Origin of the sequence: Rhodococcus sp. 06-1460-1B, assembly GCF_002258475.1 — a bacterium.
GTDB lineage: Bacteria > Actinomycetota > Actinomycetes > Mycobacteriales > Mycobacteriaceae > Rhodococcoides > Rhodococcoides fascians.
This window is the reverse complement of record NZ_NOYS01000006.1, coordinates 243,782-256,156: the sequence shown is the minus strand read 5'-3', so window position 1 is coordinate 256,156 and position 12,375 is coordinate 243,782. Positions and strand designations below refer to the sequence as shown.

Genomic DNA, 12,375 nt, shown 5'->3' with positions numbered 1-12,375 from the left:
CACTACTGCGAATACGAACTCATGAAGTTACCGAGCCGCTCGAGTGCGGTCGAGAGATCGTCCACGTTGGGCAGGGTGACGAGCCGGAAGTGGTCGGGCACATCCCAATTGAACGCTCGACCGTGACTGACCAGGATTTTCTCGGATTCGAGCAGATCGAGGACGAACTTCTCGTCGTCGACGATGCCGAAACGGTCGGTGTCGAGCTTGGGGAACATGTACAGCGCGCCCGCAGCCTGCACACAGCTGATCCCGTCGATGGAGTTCAGCATTCGATGCGCCAGATCCCGCTGCGCGGTCAACCGACCCGTCGGCAGCAGAAGGTCCTCGATCGATTGACGGCCGCCGAGCGCCGTCTGTATTGCGTGTTGTGCAGGCACATTCGCGCACATGCGCATGTTGGACAGCAACGTGATGCCCTCGATGAAGCTCGCCGCACGGCGTCGTGGACCGGTGATCGCCAGCCATCCGGCACGGAATCCACACACTCGGTAGGCCTTCGACAACCCCGAATAGGTCAGGCACAGCACATCTTTGCCGGTGAGAGTTGCGAGATTGGTCATCTCGGAACCGTCGTACACGATCTTCTCGTAGATCTCGTCGGCGAGCAGAATCAGATCGTGCTCGCGCGCGAGGTCGACGAAACGCTGCAGAACGTCGCGTGAGTACACCGCACCGGTGGGGTTGTTGGGATTGATCACAACGATGGCCCGGGTACGGGTGGTGATCTTCGATTCCAGATCCTCGAAGTCCGGAGCCCAGTCCTGAGTCTCGTCTGCCAAGTAATGGACCGGTGTGCCTCCGGCGAGAGCCACCGAACCCGTCCACAGCGGGTAGTCGGGGGAGGGGATCAGCACCTCGTCCTCGGGGTTGCACAGCGCCTGCATCGTCATGGTGATCAGCTCGGAGACCCCGTTGCCCAGGTAGACGTCGCCGACGTCGAGGTCGCTCAGGCCCTTGGTCTGGTAGTACTGCACCACCGCGGTGCGCGCCGAGAACAGGCCCCGCGAGTCGGAATATCCCTGCGCGGTAGGCAGATTGCGAATCATCGCCATCATGATCTCGTCGGGTGCCTCGAAACCGAACGGGGCCGGGTTACCCACGTTGAGGCGCAGGATCTTGTGCCCCTGCTCCTCGAGTTCCTCGGTCTTGTCCAGAATGCGGCCACGAATGTCGTAGCGAACATTCTCGAGCTTGCGTGCCTGATCGATCGATCGCGTCATGACGAAAGTTCCTCCTGTCGAACGGACGGCGACATCCGAGTTCGGACCGCCACTGTTGCACATACGATGACCGCTGCTCCACCCACGACCACCGGCCACGTCAGTCCCTCGTGGAGCAGAATCGCGGCCCAGCAGATCGTCAGCACCGGCTGAACGAGCTGCACCTGGCTCACGCTCGACATCGGACCGATGGCCAACCCCCGATACCAGGCGAAGAACCCCAGGTACATGCTCACGACGGCCAGATAGGCGAACGCAGCCCACTCTGCGACACCTCCGCTCGTGGGTTGATGCCACCACGCGAATGCCGTCATCGCTCCGGTCACCGGAACAGAGACGACGAGCGCCCACGAGACCGTCTGCCACGCTCCCAGTTCACGCGCAAGCAGCCCGCCCTCCGCATATCCCACCGCGGCCGCCACGACGGCTCCGAGGAGAAGCAGATCCGACCACCCCAGTCCGGCGACCTCGCCGCCCTGCACGGCCGCGAATCCGACAGCGACCGCCGCACCCATGGCCGCAACCAACCAGAACATCGGCCGGACGCGTTGCCGCTCGCGGACGACGGCGAAGGCCGCGGTCGCAGCCGGCAGAAGCGCGATGACGACGGCACTGTGGCCGGCGGAGGCGGTGGTCAGAGCGAACGACGTGAGCACGGGGAAACCGATGACGACCCCGGCCGCGATGACACCCAGTCGAACCCATTGCCGTCCGCGTGGCAACCGTTGCGAGGTCAGGGCCAGGGCGGCAGCAGCGAGGGCCGCGGCGACGACGGCGCGTCCGGACCCGACGAACAGCGGCGACAGGCCACCGGTCACGGCGATCCGAGTCAGCGGCACGGTGAACGAGAACGCCGTGACACCCGCCATTCCCCACAAGAGGCCGGCTCGGGATAGCAGTCCCGGCGCAGGCTGGATAGCGCTACTATGCTGTGTCATGTCTGACGATAGCAGTTCCCGGATCGTGTCTGCACTGCGAACCTGGATCGCAACCGCCCCGCCCGAGGCGAAGCTGCCATCCACTCGGGCGCTGGTGGCCCAGCATTCGGCCAGCCCTGTGACGGTGCAGAAAGCACTGCGCACTCTCATGTCGCAGGGTGTCATCGAAACACGGCCTGGCGTCGGAACATTCGTCAAGACCGTGCACACGGCCCGCCCGAACGACTACGGGTGGCAGACTGCCGCGCTCGGTGCACCCGGAAACAGATTGCAACTCCCCGCCGCACTGCAGTCCACGTCGAGTGACGTGATCGCTCTGCATTCCGGTTACCCGGCCCGAGAGCTGTTGCCGGAGCGACTCGTTCACGCTGCTTTCACCCGAGCCTCACGCACCGACGCAGTGGTTGCCCGGCCGCCCACCGCAGGTCTGCCCGAGCTTCGAGCTTGGTTCGCCGCGGAACTGGGCGCTTCCACCCCGCTGGGTATCACACCGCCCTCGGCCAGCGACGTGGTCATCATCCCGGGCAGCCAGACCGGCCTGAGCACGGCCTTTCGAGCGCTCGTCGGTGCGGGACGCCCACTTCTCATGGAATCACCGACGTACTGGGGAGCAATTCTGGCGGCAACGCAGGCGGGCGTTCGCGTGGTCCCGGTCCCCACCGGGGTCGACGGACCCGACCCGGACGCGCTGGAGCAGGCATTCGCCGAGTCCGGCGCGCGGGCGTTCTACGCTCAACCGACCTTCGCCAGCCCCACCGGAGCACAGTGGTCTCCGGACCTGTCCGAACGTGTGCTCGACATCGTTCGACGACACGGCGCGTTCCTGATCGAGGACGACTCCGCCCACGATTTCGGCATCACCGCCGAACCCAGCCCATTGGCCGCGCGAGACGACGGCGGACATGTGGTGTACCTGCGTTCGCTGACCAAGGTCATATCACCGTCGATTCGATTGGCAGGCTTGATCGCTCGTGGCCCGGCCCACGAACGTATCCTCGCCGACACGGGAGCCGAATCGATGTACGTCAGCGGCATCCTGCAAACCGTCGCTCTCGACGTCGTCACTCAACCCGCCTGGCGCACACACCTACGACGCCTACGCACGCAACTCGAAGCTCGTCGAGACCTATTGGCCCACAGCCTGATCGAGTTCGCTCCTCGCGGTCATCTCGATCGGATCCCCCGGGGCGGACTCAATCTGTGGATGCGCCTGCGTGACGACATCGACCTGGAAGACGTTGTGCACAAATGCAAATCGGCGGGTGTCATCGTCGGAGCGGGAGACGACTACTTCCCGGCCGAACCCACCGGCAAGTTCCTTCGTTTGAACTACGCGGGCTCGAACGCCGGTGAGTTCCCGGATGCGGCACGCACGATCGGATCGGTCATCTGAGACTGTTCGACGCTTCGACGGCGAACGTCGAGGTGCGGCCCCATACGAACCAGACCAGAGGCCCGAGGAACGGAAACGCGAGCACGACGAAGATCCACACCGCACGGCCTGCGACACTGTAATTGGGTGAGCGAAGGATGCTGACGAGCGCGGTGACGAACAGAACGACCGCGCCGAGCACCGCCACCAGGACGATGGTTCCCAGCCCGAACCCGAGTACCTGCTCGGTGGTCGAGTGTTGTTGTGAAAGTAGTACTGCGGCGTGCATGACGGTTCCTCTGCTGTGTTTGTTCTTCGTTGTTTCGTTGACGACCACAACGCTATGGACCCGAACGTTCCTGCACATCGGTCTGCACGCGTATCTCGTCGTACATCGGACGATGTAGGCCTACCGCCGGAGTCGTCGCGCAGTTACCGTGGTGCGGACGTATCCGACCTGGGGGGACTTGTGCAGACCGTCAAGAACGACTACACGACGTGGAGGGCCTTGGGGCCGGGCGGCTTACCGGCCAACGTCGGTGGGTGGTTGATCGCCACCGCGCTACGACCGTTGTCCAGACGTGACCTTATGACCGTCGCCGGCGCGTCGCCCGCAGGCCGGCACTGGCACCTCGAACCGCGCCGAGGACCACGTCCGACGATCGCCCCGTACCCGATTCCACATCGCCAGCTCACCGACCGTGCCACGCCCGTACTGACAGACAGGATCACCGGCGCAGTTGCTACCGAAGCGCGCACGAACAATCGATACCACCTGGCGCGCAGCCACTTCGAGAGGCGAGGGGACGCGTTGTATCTGGCGGATGTCACCACTGCTGCACCGTGGATTTCGCGAACCAACGGCGAGATACTCCACGTCCACGAGACCGAAGGATCGATGCACGTCGTCATGCAGCCCGACGATGCTCAGACCGTCATCTCCGCGGGCTGGGGTGAGCTACACCCCCTCGCCGGACGCCCTGGCCTCGGACTTCCCGAAACCTACGTCTTCCTCTACGCACCGAGAGACTCCGACGACGCAGATCGAATCGAACAGATCATCCATCGCGCAACAGCTACTTCGACGATATGACCCTGCGCTCCAGGGGGTTCGCCTTCATCGCCGGGTACATTCCTGAGCGCCACAAGGTCGCAGCCGTCGACCGCGGTCGCCTTCTCGATTCGATCTTCATCCTGGATGCGAAGTCTGCGGCGAAACCTTCTCGCGTATAGCTGGATTCGATGACATCCACGCAGTGCGGATCGAGGTCTCGAATCCGACGGCCACTGACGTCCAGGTATGCCGCATCGTGCAGTAGAGCCGCCTCCGGTTCCTCCGGTGTCGCGACGTCCATGTGCCTGGCTACAGTCTCGTGGACGATCTGCGCCGTTCGGTCGTCGCCTTCGTGTCGGCGGACGAACTCTTCGGCTCGCTCGGCACCGATCAGCGCAAAACATCCAGCCACCGGGTTCTGTTCTGCGCCGAGACCGACGTCATGCAACAGGCAGGCGACGTACAGCGCCTCCCGATCCGGCCGTAGACCGTCGATGCTCGCAAAGGCCGAGGCGTACTGCCAGCACCGCACGCTGTGCATCAGTATCGGCTCGCTCAGACACTCCCTCGCCTCCTCCAGTGCTTCCCGGCACAACCGTGAATCCGGAGCATCGACTGTGTGCCATGCGGAACCCGCCGAACGTCGCCGGGGACCGAGCACGGTACCGGGCAACATCGCGAGTTGTTCTCGCACAGCAGCTGCCACTATTCGCGCACGATGACCTGCGCTCAGCTCACCGGGTTTCATCGGGTGTTCCCTTCAGGTGGCGGAGCATATCCGCCCGCGTGATCGCGAGCATGGCGTCGAGCATGGATCGATCGACGATGCGTCGTTGATGCAGTGACACAGCACCGTTCATCGCCGCCCAGGCATTCAGAACCAGTGCACGGGGGAGGACGTCGGCACCGGCGTCCTCCACCGCACGCGTCACCGAATCGATGAGTTCACCGAGCGCAGTGTCGATCTTTTCCTTCGCCTCACCGACCGACGCGGACTCGGACTTGTCCACATCCGTCAGCGCCAGCAGCCGCAACGCCAATGGATCGTCGCGGTGAAACGCGATGTAGCGATCGAGGAACTCGGCAACGACGTGCGCAGATTCGACCGCATCGGTGGGGGCAGTCATTTGCTCAGCGTGGCTCTGGGCGGTTCGCCACGCGAGAGCGGCGTAGATGTCCACCTTGCCGGCGGGGAAGTTTGCGTAGATCGAACTCACCGCCACATCGGCTGCGGTGGCCAGCATCTCGATCGTCGTTGCCCGATATCCGTGGCGTAGGAAGAGCGAACGAGCGCCGTCGAGCACCGCAGTGTGTGTTCGACGCTTCCGCTTGTCGGTGGGGGTATCCAAGACCATAACTTTATCGTACTCTGATTCCGATATCGGAATCCAATTATGATAGAGGGGTAGCGATGACAGCCAACGAAGTACTGGCACCGGACAGCGGCATCTCGGCGATGACCATGTTTCTCCCGCAATCACCGTTCGTGCAGCAACTGGGCATCGAGCTGGTCGACATCGACGAGGGCACAGCTCGACTGCGGCTGCCGTACCGCGACGAGCTGTCCACCGTCGGCCAGATGCTGCACGGCGGCGTGATCGCCGGCTGTATCGATATCGGGATCATGACCGCAGCATGGGCCGGATCCGAGGTGCCCGAGAAGCTTCGGGGCGTCACGGTCTCCATGTCTGTGCAGTTCATGGAACCGGTATATGCCGAGGGTGTCGATATAGTCGGTACTCGGATACACGCGGGTCGGAGCCTGAAGACGTGTCGAGTCGACATCGTCGGGACCGAATCCGGCCGCCTCGTCGCAACCGGCACGGGAACCTACAAAGTCGGCTGAACTCTGGGCAGAGACCGCAGAACATGTGACGATCGATGAATGACACTCGATGACATCGTGAATCTGGTCGGCAGCTTCGACGGCACGTTGGCGCAGCTGCCTCGGGAGGGTGATGGGACTCCGGAACTCGCATGGGGCGATGTGTTCTTCTACTACTCGCCGGACGGAACTGTTCCGTCGTCCACCCAGCCGTTCGCGACCATCGTGACGAAGAACTATCCGGGTGACGAGTTGTCCCGGCTGGACCGGCCCGACGCGTTCCGTGTCAATGTCGTTGCAGGAAAGCAGGAGTTCGAACGCCTACTGGGACTGCCCCCACGCGAAGCAGCCCACGCACCGCAGGCCGATACCGACGACACCGTTGCCGCCCACCCTCAGTACGGCACTGCGGGCTGGTTGTCGGTGGTCAACCCGTCTTCGCAGACCGAATCGCAGATCGGGGAACTCCTCGAATCTGCGTACAGCGTCGCGAAGGCCAGGTACGAGCGCCGCCGACACTGATCACTCGAAGAAGTCGTCCATCGATCGGGATAGTCCTTCGATGTCGAGGCCGTTGGCTCGGTCGTGTTGGGCCACCGTTCCGTACTTTCTACGCTCTCCAGGCTCCACCCCGATCCCAAGTACCCGATGCCGTATGTCTGCCATCGCTCGATCGATCTGCGGCACAGAGGTTCCCGCGAGATAGGGCTCGACGATCATGATGTCCGGCGCAGTCAGCGTTTCTCGAAGAGTTGTACCGTCGAAGGGCCTGATCGTCGACGCGTGCATCACGGTGACGTCACGTCCACGGGCCGCGGCCAGCACCCGGTCCGTCATCGGACCGACCGAGATCACAGTGCCCGAATTACCCTGTTGCAGAACGGTCATCGAACCTCCGGGTCGACCGTACGAGTGATCGTTCGAGACTCCGTCGAGCCTGATGTAAACGCGGTCGTCGGATGCAGCGGCACCGCGCAGCATCCATTCGACCTCGTCGACGTGCCCGGGCACGTGCACCGTCCACCCGTCCAGGGTGTCCAGCAGTGCGACATCGCGTTGGCCGAAGTGCGTCTCACCGCCTTGTGGCCACCCGTAGGAGCCGCCCGAGCTGACCAGGATCGCGCCGACATCCTGATGTCCCAGATCGAGTTTCACCTGCTCGAAGGGTCGCTCGATCAGAAACGGTGGAAAGGTGTGCACGATCGGACGCATTCCGGCGAGCGACATACCGCCTGCGACACCGATCATCGCCTGCTCTCGAATACCCACGTTGACCACACGCGATCGGATGTCAGGAGTGAGGTGCGGTTCGAGATAGGCGGCGCCGATCTCGGCCAGTACCAGCACGACTCGCTCGTCCTGCACCAACAACTCCGGCAGCAGTCGGTAGAAGGACTCGCGTTGATCCGCGGTCCTGTTCATCGTCGACGTCATTTTAGTTCTCCTTCTTCTCCACGTGGGCGACCACCACGTGAGGTCGGTCGCCGTGATCGACGCGAAACGCCCGCCGGAGCGCACTGTGGTCCCTCCCGTCGACGTCGGAGGTCGACCACCCCTCGACGGCGAAGCGCGACGCGATGCCGCCGGGCCAACCCAGACCAGCCGAATCGTTGTCGATCACCACGGTGGTCAGGTTGCCCAGCTGCGATCGGCCGGCGAATTGGATGGCTTCCATGTTGCTGCCCTCGTCGAGCTCGGCGTCACCGATCAGTACGAACACCTGAGCCTGGCTTCGCTGAATCTGCAGCGCCACAGCAGTTCCGGCTGCCAGCGCCAGACCATGACCGAGTGATCCCGATCCGATGTCGACCCCGGGAATCAGCGTGCGGTCCGGATGATTGCCCAGCGGTGAGTGGTAGCTGCCGAACGACGCAAGCTCGTTCGGCGTCAAGAAGCCCCGTGCAGCGAGCACTGCGTAGTACGCCATCGGGCCGTGCCCCTTGGAGAGGTAGAACCTGTCGCGATCGGGATCGTCGGGCTGCGCCGCGTCGAGACGAAGAATGTCGGAGTACAGCACCCACAGCACGTCCAGCGTGGATGTGGCGCTCGCACCGTGCTTTTCGTCGCCGGTCATCAGCGTCATGAGTTGAGGCGACTCTTCGAAAGTCATCTGCATGGGACCACCCTGCAACCTCGAGTGCACTCGAGGTCAAGAGCGACGTACTACACCCAACCGTCCGACGACCGTCCCGCGAAGTTCGCCAGGCGTTCCAACGGCCCTGCCTCGGAACGGGGTTCCACGATGGGCCCGAAAGGGACTCCTGGAACCCGACTCTCCGCCGGCAGCAGTGCTCGAAGTTCCACGGCGACCGGATTGACGAGAGCCGGGTCGGCGTGGGCCGGTTGTCCTGTCGCAACGGCTAGGTCCCATCCGTGCACCAGTAACTCCCGCGCATATCCCCACACAGCCGATCGCCCCGGCACTTCACCCCACGGGACCGCGACCGGGCCATCGAGCAATTCATCGTCGGCCCACGCGGCACGGGCTTGCGTCACCGACGTGTCGAAGGATGCGGCGTCATGATCGGAGCACAAGGGCGACACAGAGTCCGGACTCCCGAGTTCGGCGATCGCAATCAGCCTTCGGACCGTCGCAACGAGATGGCCTGCCAGCGTCCGGACATCGAACTCGTCGCACGGAGTGGGAAGGTCCAGTTGGTCGGCGCGCACGCCTGTGAGCAGACCGCTCACCCATGCGGCGGACGTGAAGTACACCTCGCGCGGATCCGTCTGCTGCGTGGTCTCGATGGTGTTCATTGTCGATCCTTCCGTTTCGCGGCCACCGGGTGTGGCCTGCTGGGTAGAAGTAGATCGGGTGAACATGACATCTTCTGTCATGTTTTGGTGAGAGACTTTTCGGGTGCGCGCAGACCGGTTGTTGTCCATCGTCATGCTGCTCCAACATCGGGGCAGACTGAACGCTGCCGACATCGCCGCCCAGCTCGAAGTGTCCACGCGCACCGTGTTGCGTGACATCGAAGCCTTGTCTTCGGCGGGCATTCCGGTCTACACCGATCGCGGTCGCGGTGGTGGCATCAGTCTGCTGCAGGGCTATCGCACCGAGCTGACCGGTCTGACGGCCGCCGAGGCGACGGCATTGCTCGCTTCCGGCGCGGGACGCGTCGCCACCCCGGCGTTCGCGAGCGCCATGCGCAAGGTGATCGCCGCGATACCCGACGCTCACCGGGCGGCGGCAAGCACTGCGTCACAACGAATCCTGGTCCGGCCCGACGGTTTCGCGTATCCCCACGAACCGGAAGAACATCTGGTGGAACTCCAACGGGTCGTCATAGACGGTGTGCGGATAAGAATCACGTATCGCGATCGCAGCGGTTCGGTGAACGATCGAATCCTTGACCCCATCGGGCTGGTCTACGCCGGCGATCACTGGTACCTACTCGCCGGGCGTGAGGGCACCGAACGTGTCTACCGGGTATCGCGGATCGACGAACTGACTGTGCTCGACGAGCAGGCTCACCGCGCTTCCACCGTGGACCTGGAGGCCGCCTTCACCGCACACTGGAAGTCGTTCCGTGCGAGTTTGACCCACATCGAAATCACCTGCCTCGCAGAAGAATCAGTATGGATCTCGTTGACGAAGAACGTCGTTCGCGTGATCAGCGACCAAGTACAGGACGACGGACGACGCCTCGCAGTCATCGAGTTTTCCGGCCACAATCACGCTGTGGGGGCGTTGTGGCACTGCGGACCTGCGGTAACAGTGCTCCAGCCGAACACAATTCGCGACGAATTGGCTCAACGGGCTACGGCAACGGCGCGGTTGTACAGCTGACGTCGCGGCTGGATCTTCTGGGAAGGTGTGCACAGTGTCCACTATTACTAGGCCGGCGCGCTTTCCCGATTCTCGAGCCGAATTGTGGACACTCAGCGCACCACCGATCACCAAGTCATTACCATTGCGAATAGTCTGGTGCCTTCATAGGGTGGACGCGACTCCGAACAGGCAGGACGGCGCTATGGCTTTCAATCCACCCCGAAGTTGGTTCGGCCCGAAACGGTACGGCTGGGGAATCAGCCCGCACACCTGGGAGGGCTGGCTACTCCTGTTCGTCTTCGTGATAGTCGTCGTCACGCTGGGGGCCACCGTATTCTCGTGACATGTCGCGTCCACACCTCGACGTAGCAGGGATATCCATCGACTGCCCCGAACCGGTAGCCCTCGCTCGCTTCTACCTTGCGCTTCTGGGCGGAGACCTGTTGTGGGAGAACCCGTCGAGCTCGGGGATTCGCACGCACTCGGGCCTGAACATCGTTGCGCAAAGAGTGGCGAACTACATCCCGCCTACATGGCCGTCGGCGTCCATCGTGCACTTCGATCTCGATGCGGGAGTGAGCCTCGACGAATCCGTCGCTCATGCAGTCGAATGTGGGGCAACAGAGGCAGAGGAGCAACCTGACCCGCGGTGGCGAGTTCTCCTCGACCCCGCCGGTCACCCCTTCTGCATCACTATGGAGGTGTTCGACGGTTGACGGGGGCAATAGCCTGAGACGGTGCGCAATCTCGTCATCTTCCTGCTGCTGTTCGGATTTGTCGTCGGATTGGCTCCACTGGGTTGGTACCTGATCGATGATTGGACCACCGACCTGGACGACGTTGTGTATCAAGGTTCATATGAGCCCCTCGAGGGCGTGACGATGAGCCGGAGCTATTCCACCGATTTGGATAGGGATCTCAATGGCGATCCATTGATCTTTCGCTCTGCGTGGCTGTACCTGGTGCCAGTGGCGACCGGAGCTCTCGGCGCGCTGACCGGACTGGTTCTCGGACGATTTGGATTCATGTTGAACCGCAACAGGACCCGCGATGCCTGAAGTGGATCAACCCCCTCAAGTGGATCTCAGTCTCGACGACATTCGGCATGTCGCTGCGTTCGCAGCTGCTTGTGCCCGTCGGGCCTTTCCGATTTTCGAGGCCTCGCACCCGAACGATTTCCGTCCACGTTCGGCGATCGACGGTGCTGAGCCCTTCGCCAAGAACGGCCACCGAACGGCGGAGTTACGCAGGCTCGCATGGGACGCACAGCGTCGCTGAGCCATTGCCCTGATCCATCGGCGATGACAGCATGGAACACATGAGTCGACGTCCGTGGGTCCGGTACCTGTACGTCGCCTGGATGGCCTGGATTGCGTTCATTCTGATTTCCGACGTGATCTCAGAACCCTCGACCTGGGACTGGATCCAGCTGTCACTTGCGGGTGTAGCCATCCCCTGGCTGGTGTACAGCCATCTGCGTCCCGAAAGAGCCAGCGTCGACAAGATCGGACCCGAATCCGTACCCGCCGAGGATGTCGAAGCGGTAGTGGAAGAACGCGGCAGAACTGTCTACGCCATCAAAGCGCTGCGAGAGAAGCATCCCGGCCTCGGTCTGCTCGACGCCAAGAATCTCGTTCAACCGGATCACTGACAGGGGAGAAGTCGATGACATCGGTCAGCGATACACGTGCCGTCCAGGATCCCGCCGAATTTGTCGAGGCCGCAACCCTGTTGATCGATTTCAATCGCGAGTACGACTACCCTGTGCCCGAGCCGGATTGGCTTGCAGCACATCTCGACACCCTGGTGAAGTCCGGCGACACCAGCGTGCTGACGTTCGGCACTCCCGCCATCGGTGTAGCGGTTCTGCGTTTTCGGATCGGTACGATGAGCGCAGCCCCGGAGGCCTATCTTGCCGAGTTGTACATTCAGCCTGGTCTACGCGGGAAGGGGTACGGCACAACCTTTCTCGATAATGTCATCGAGCACGCACGCGGTAGGGGTGCGACCTATATGGACCTCAATACCTCGGAAGACGACGAGGCAGCCCGCCACGTGTACGAGAAGCGCGGCTTCGACTGCCACGAAGGACGCGGCGAGGGACCGAAGGCTCTGTACTACGAACTCGAGCTCGAACCGGACGGGTAACGTGACCTTATGGTTAGCCGAGATAACAGCTCGACGTCGT

General features: G+C 62.8%; 19 protein-coding genes. 11 read left to right on the top strand and 8 right to left on the bottom strand.

The annotated features are described in order from the left end of the window. Positions 1-2 precede the first annotated feature (2 nt). Positions 3-1,223, bottom strand: a complete 1,221-nt coding sequence (locus CH268_RS03175; RefSeq protein WP_027495099.1) for a pyridoxal phosphate-dependent aminotransferase — start codon at positions 1,221-1,223, stop codon at positions 3-5. Then, the gene (locus tag CH268_RS03170; protein ID WP_176457830.1) at positions 1,220-2,161 is read right to left on the bottom strand and encodes a DMT family transporter; all 942 of its coding nucleotides are present in this window, start codon (positions 2,159-2,161) and stop codon (positions 1,220-1,222) included. Before CH268_RS03170 ends, CH268_RS03175 begins: the two co-directional genes overlap by 4 nt. On the opposite strand from CH268_RS03170, the gene CH268_RS03165 reads away from it, so the two are divergent. Beyond that, a complete protein-coding gene (locus CH268_RS03165) occupies positions 2,160-3,554 on the top strand; it encodes an aminotransferase-like domain-containing protein (protein ID WP_094662368.1) in 1,395 nt (464 codons plus the stop codon). The genes CH268_RS03170 and CH268_RS03165 overlap by 2 nt on opposite strands. Here the strand turns inward: CH268_RS03165 and CH268_RS03160 are convergent. Next, positions 3,547-3,822: a PLD nuclease N-terminal domain-containing protein gene (locus CH268_RS03160; protein WP_048319244.1), complete on the bottom strand. Its 276-nt coding sequence runs from the start codon at positions 3,820-3,822 to the stop codon at positions 3,547-3,549. The genes CH268_RS03165 and CH268_RS03160 overlap by 8 nt on opposite strands. Before the next feature lie 180 nt (positions 3,823-4,002). On the opposite strand from CH268_RS03160, the gene CH268_RS03155 reads away from it, so the two are divergent. Continuing rightward, positions 4,003-4,626 carry a luciferase domain-containing protein gene (locus tag CH268_RS03155; RefSeq protein WP_141215077.1) on the top strand — a complete coding sequence of 208 codons (624 nt, stop codon included), beginning with the start codon at positions 4,003-4,005 and terminating at the stop codon, positions 4,624-4,626. Here the strand turns inward: CH268_RS03155 and CH268_RS03150 are convergent. Further along, positions 4,610-5,335 (bottom strand): HD domain-containing protein, encoded by a 726-nt coding sequence (locus tag CH268_RS03150; RefSeq protein ID WP_094662372.1) that lies wholly within the window; start codon positions 5,333-5,335, stop codon positions 4,610-4,612. The genes CH268_RS03155 and CH268_RS03150 overlap by 17 nt on opposite strands. Beyond that, the gene (locus CH268_RS03145; RefSeq protein ID WP_032407920.1) at positions 5,322-5,942 is read right to left on the bottom strand and encodes a TetR/AcrR family transcriptional regulator; all 621 of its coding nucleotides are present in this window, start codon (positions 5,940-5,942) and stop codon (positions 5,322-5,324) included. Before CH268_RS03145 ends, CH268_RS03150 begins: the two co-directional genes overlap by 14 nt. A gap of 56 nt (positions 5,943-5,998) precedes the next feature. Between CH268_RS03145 and CH268_RS03140 the strand changes: the two genes are divergently transcribed. Both CH268_RS03140 and CH268_RS03135 read left to right on the top strand, forming a co-directional pair. Beyond that, the gene (locus CH268_RS03140) at positions 5,999-6,433 is read left to right on the top strand and encodes a PaaI family thioesterase (protein WP_094662374.1); all 435 of its coding nucleotides are present in this window, start codon (positions 5,999-6,001) and stop codon (positions 6,431-6,433) included. Positions 6,434-6,472: 39 nt separating this feature from the next. Further along, a complete protein-coding gene (locus CH268_RS03135) occupies positions 6,473-6,934 on the top strand; it encodes a DUF6194 family protein (RefSeq protein ID WP_094662376.1) in 462 nt (153 codons plus the stop codon). Here CH268_RS03135 and CH268_RS03130 read toward each other — a convergent pair whose 3' ends face one another. Genes CH268_RS03130 through CH268_RS03120 form a run of 3 tightly spaced genes read right to left on the bottom strand, consistent with a single transcriptional unit; the run spans position 6,935 to position 9,169 of the window. Beyond that, positions 6,935-7,846 carry a transketolase family protein gene (locus CH268_RS03130; RefSeq protein WP_094662378.1) on the bottom strand — a complete coding sequence of 304 codons (912 nt, stop codon included), beginning with the start codon at positions 7,844-7,846 and terminating at the stop codon, positions 6,935-6,937. 1 nt (position 7,847) lies between these two features. Then, positions 7,848-8,522, bottom strand: a complete 675-nt coding sequence (locus CH268_RS03125; RefSeq protein WP_255182276.1) for a thiamine pyrophosphate-dependent enzyme — start codon at positions 8,520-8,522, stop codon at positions 7,848-7,850. A 53-nt stretch (positions 8,523-8,575) separates the two neighbouring features. Further along, positions 8,576-9,169 carry a TIGR03086 family metal-binding protein gene (locus tag CH268_RS03120; protein ID WP_176457831.1) on the bottom strand — a complete coding sequence of 198 codons (594 nt, stop codon included), beginning with the start codon at positions 9,167-9,169 and terminating at the stop codon, positions 8,576-8,578. Positions 9,170-9,272: 103 nt separating this feature from the next. On the opposite strand from CH268_RS03120, the gene CH268_RS03115 reads away from it, so the two are divergent. The 7 genes from CH268_RS03115 to CH268_RS03090 all read left to right on the top strand — a co-directional run bounded on the left by CH268_RS03115 (position 9,273) and on the right by CH268_RS03090 (position 12,335). Then, positions 9,273-10,205, top strand: coding sequence for a helix-turn-helix transcriptional regulator (locus tag CH268_RS03115; protein ID WP_094662382.1), 933 nt, complete (start codon positions 9,273-9,275; stop codon positions 10,203-10,205). Positions 10,206-10,389: 184 nt separating this feature from the next. Further along, positions 10,390-10,530 carry a hypothetical protein gene (locus CH268_RS27715; protein ID WP_176457832.1) on the top strand — a complete coding sequence of 47 codons (141 nt, stop codon included), beginning with the start codon at positions 10,390-10,392 and terminating at the stop codon, positions 10,528-10,530. A 1-nt stretch (position 10,531) separates the two neighbouring features. Further along, positions 10,532-10,903 (top strand): VOC family protein, encoded by a 372-nt coding sequence (locus tag CH268_RS03110; protein ID WP_094662384.1) that lies wholly within the window; start codon positions 10,532-10,534, stop codon positions 10,901-10,903. A gap of 21 nt (positions 10,904-10,924) precedes the next feature. Further along, the gene (locus CH268_RS03105; RefSeq protein ID WP_094662386.1) at positions 10,925-11,245 is read left to right on the top strand and encodes a hypothetical protein; all 321 of its coding nucleotides are present in this window, start codon (positions 10,925-10,927) and stop codon (positions 11,243-11,245) included. Then, complete coding sequence (locus CH268_RS28400) at positions 11,238-11,465, top strand: putative immunity protein (RefSeq protein ID WP_369597495.1); 228 nt, start codon at positions 11,238-11,240, stop codon at positions 11,463-11,465. The genes CH268_RS03105 and CH268_RS28400 overlap by 8 nt, the downstream gene beginning before the upstream one ends. Positions 11,466-11,505: 40 nt before the next feature. Beyond that, positions 11,506-11,838, top strand: coding sequence for a hypothetical protein (locus CH268_RS03095; RefSeq protein WP_094662388.1), 333 nt, complete (start codon positions 11,506-11,508; stop codon positions 11,836-11,838). A 14-nt stretch (positions 11,839-11,852) separates the two neighbouring features. After that, a complete protein-coding gene (locus CH268_RS03090; RefSeq protein ID WP_094662390.1) occupies positions 11,853-12,335 on the top strand; it encodes a GNAT family N-acetyltransferase in 483 nt (160 codons plus the stop codon). Positions 12,336-12,375 lie beyond the last annotated feature (40 nt).

Excerpts from the sequence above, each read along its gene's own strand:
- CH268_RS03175 (WP_027495099.1), bottom strand. The coding sequence starts at position 1,223 with ATGACGCGATCGATCGATCAGGCACGCAAGCTCGAGAATGTTCGCTAC.
- CH268_RS03165 (WP_094662368.1), top strand. The coding sequence starts at position 2,160 with ATGTCTGACGATAGCAGTTCCCGGATCGTGTCTGCACTGCGAACCTGG.
- CH268_RS03170 (WP_176457830.1), bottom strand. The coding sequence starts at position 2,161 with ATGACACAGCATAGTAGCGCTATCCAGCCTGCGCCGGGACTGCTATCC.
- CH268_RS03160 (WP_048319244.1), bottom strand. The coding sequence starts at position 3,822 with ATGCACGCCGCAGTACTACTTTCACAACAACACTCGACCACCGAGCAG.
- CH268_RS03150 (WP_094662372.1), bottom strand. The coding sequence starts at position 5,335 with ATGAAACCCGGTGAGCTGAGCGCAGGTCATCGTGCGCGAATAGTGGCA.
- CH268_RS03145 (WP_032407920.1), bottom strand. The coding sequence starts at position 5,942 with ATGGTCTTGGATACCCCCACCGACAAGCGGAAGCGTCGAACACACACT.
- CH268_RS03140 (WP_094662374.1), top strand. The coding sequence starts at position 5,999 with ATGACAGCCAACGAAGTACTGGCACCGGACAGCGGCATCTCGGCGATG.
- CH268_RS03135 (WP_094662376.1), top strand. The coding sequence starts at position 6,473 with ATGACACTCGATGACATCGTGAATCTGGTCGGCAGCTTCGACGGCACG.
- CH268_RS03130 (WP_094662378.1), bottom strand. The coding sequence starts at position 7,846 with ATGACGTCGACGATGAACAGGACCGCGGATCAACGCGAGTCCTTCTAC.
- CH268_RS03125 (WP_255182276.1), bottom strand. The coding sequence starts at position 8,522 with ATGACTTTCGAAGAGTCGCCTCAACTCATGACGCTGATGACCGGCGAC.
- CH268_RS03120 (WP_176457831.1), bottom strand. The coding sequence starts at position 9,169 with ATGAACACCATCGAGACCACGCAGCAGACGGATCCGCGCGAGGTGTAC.
- CH268_RS27715 (WP_176457832.1), top strand. The coding sequence starts at position 10,390 with ATGGCTTTCAATCCACCCCGAAGTTGGTTCGGCCCGAAACGGTACGGC.
- CH268_RS03110 (WP_094662384.1), top strand. The coding sequence starts at position 10,532 with ATGTCGCGTCCACACCTCGACGTAGCAGGGATATCCATCGACTGCCCC.
- CH268_RS28400 (WP_369597495.1), top strand. The coding sequence starts at position 11,238 with ATGCCTGAAGTGGATCAACCCCCTCAAGTGGATCTCAGTCTCGACGAC.
- CH268_RS03095 (WP_094662388.1), top strand. The coding sequence starts at position 11,506 with ATGAGTCGACGTCCGTGGGTCCGGTACCTGTACGTCGCCTGGATGGCC.
- CH268_RS03090 (WP_094662390.1), top strand. The coding sequence starts at position 11,853 with ATGACATCGGTCAGCGATACACGTGCCGTCCAGGATCCCGCCGAATTT.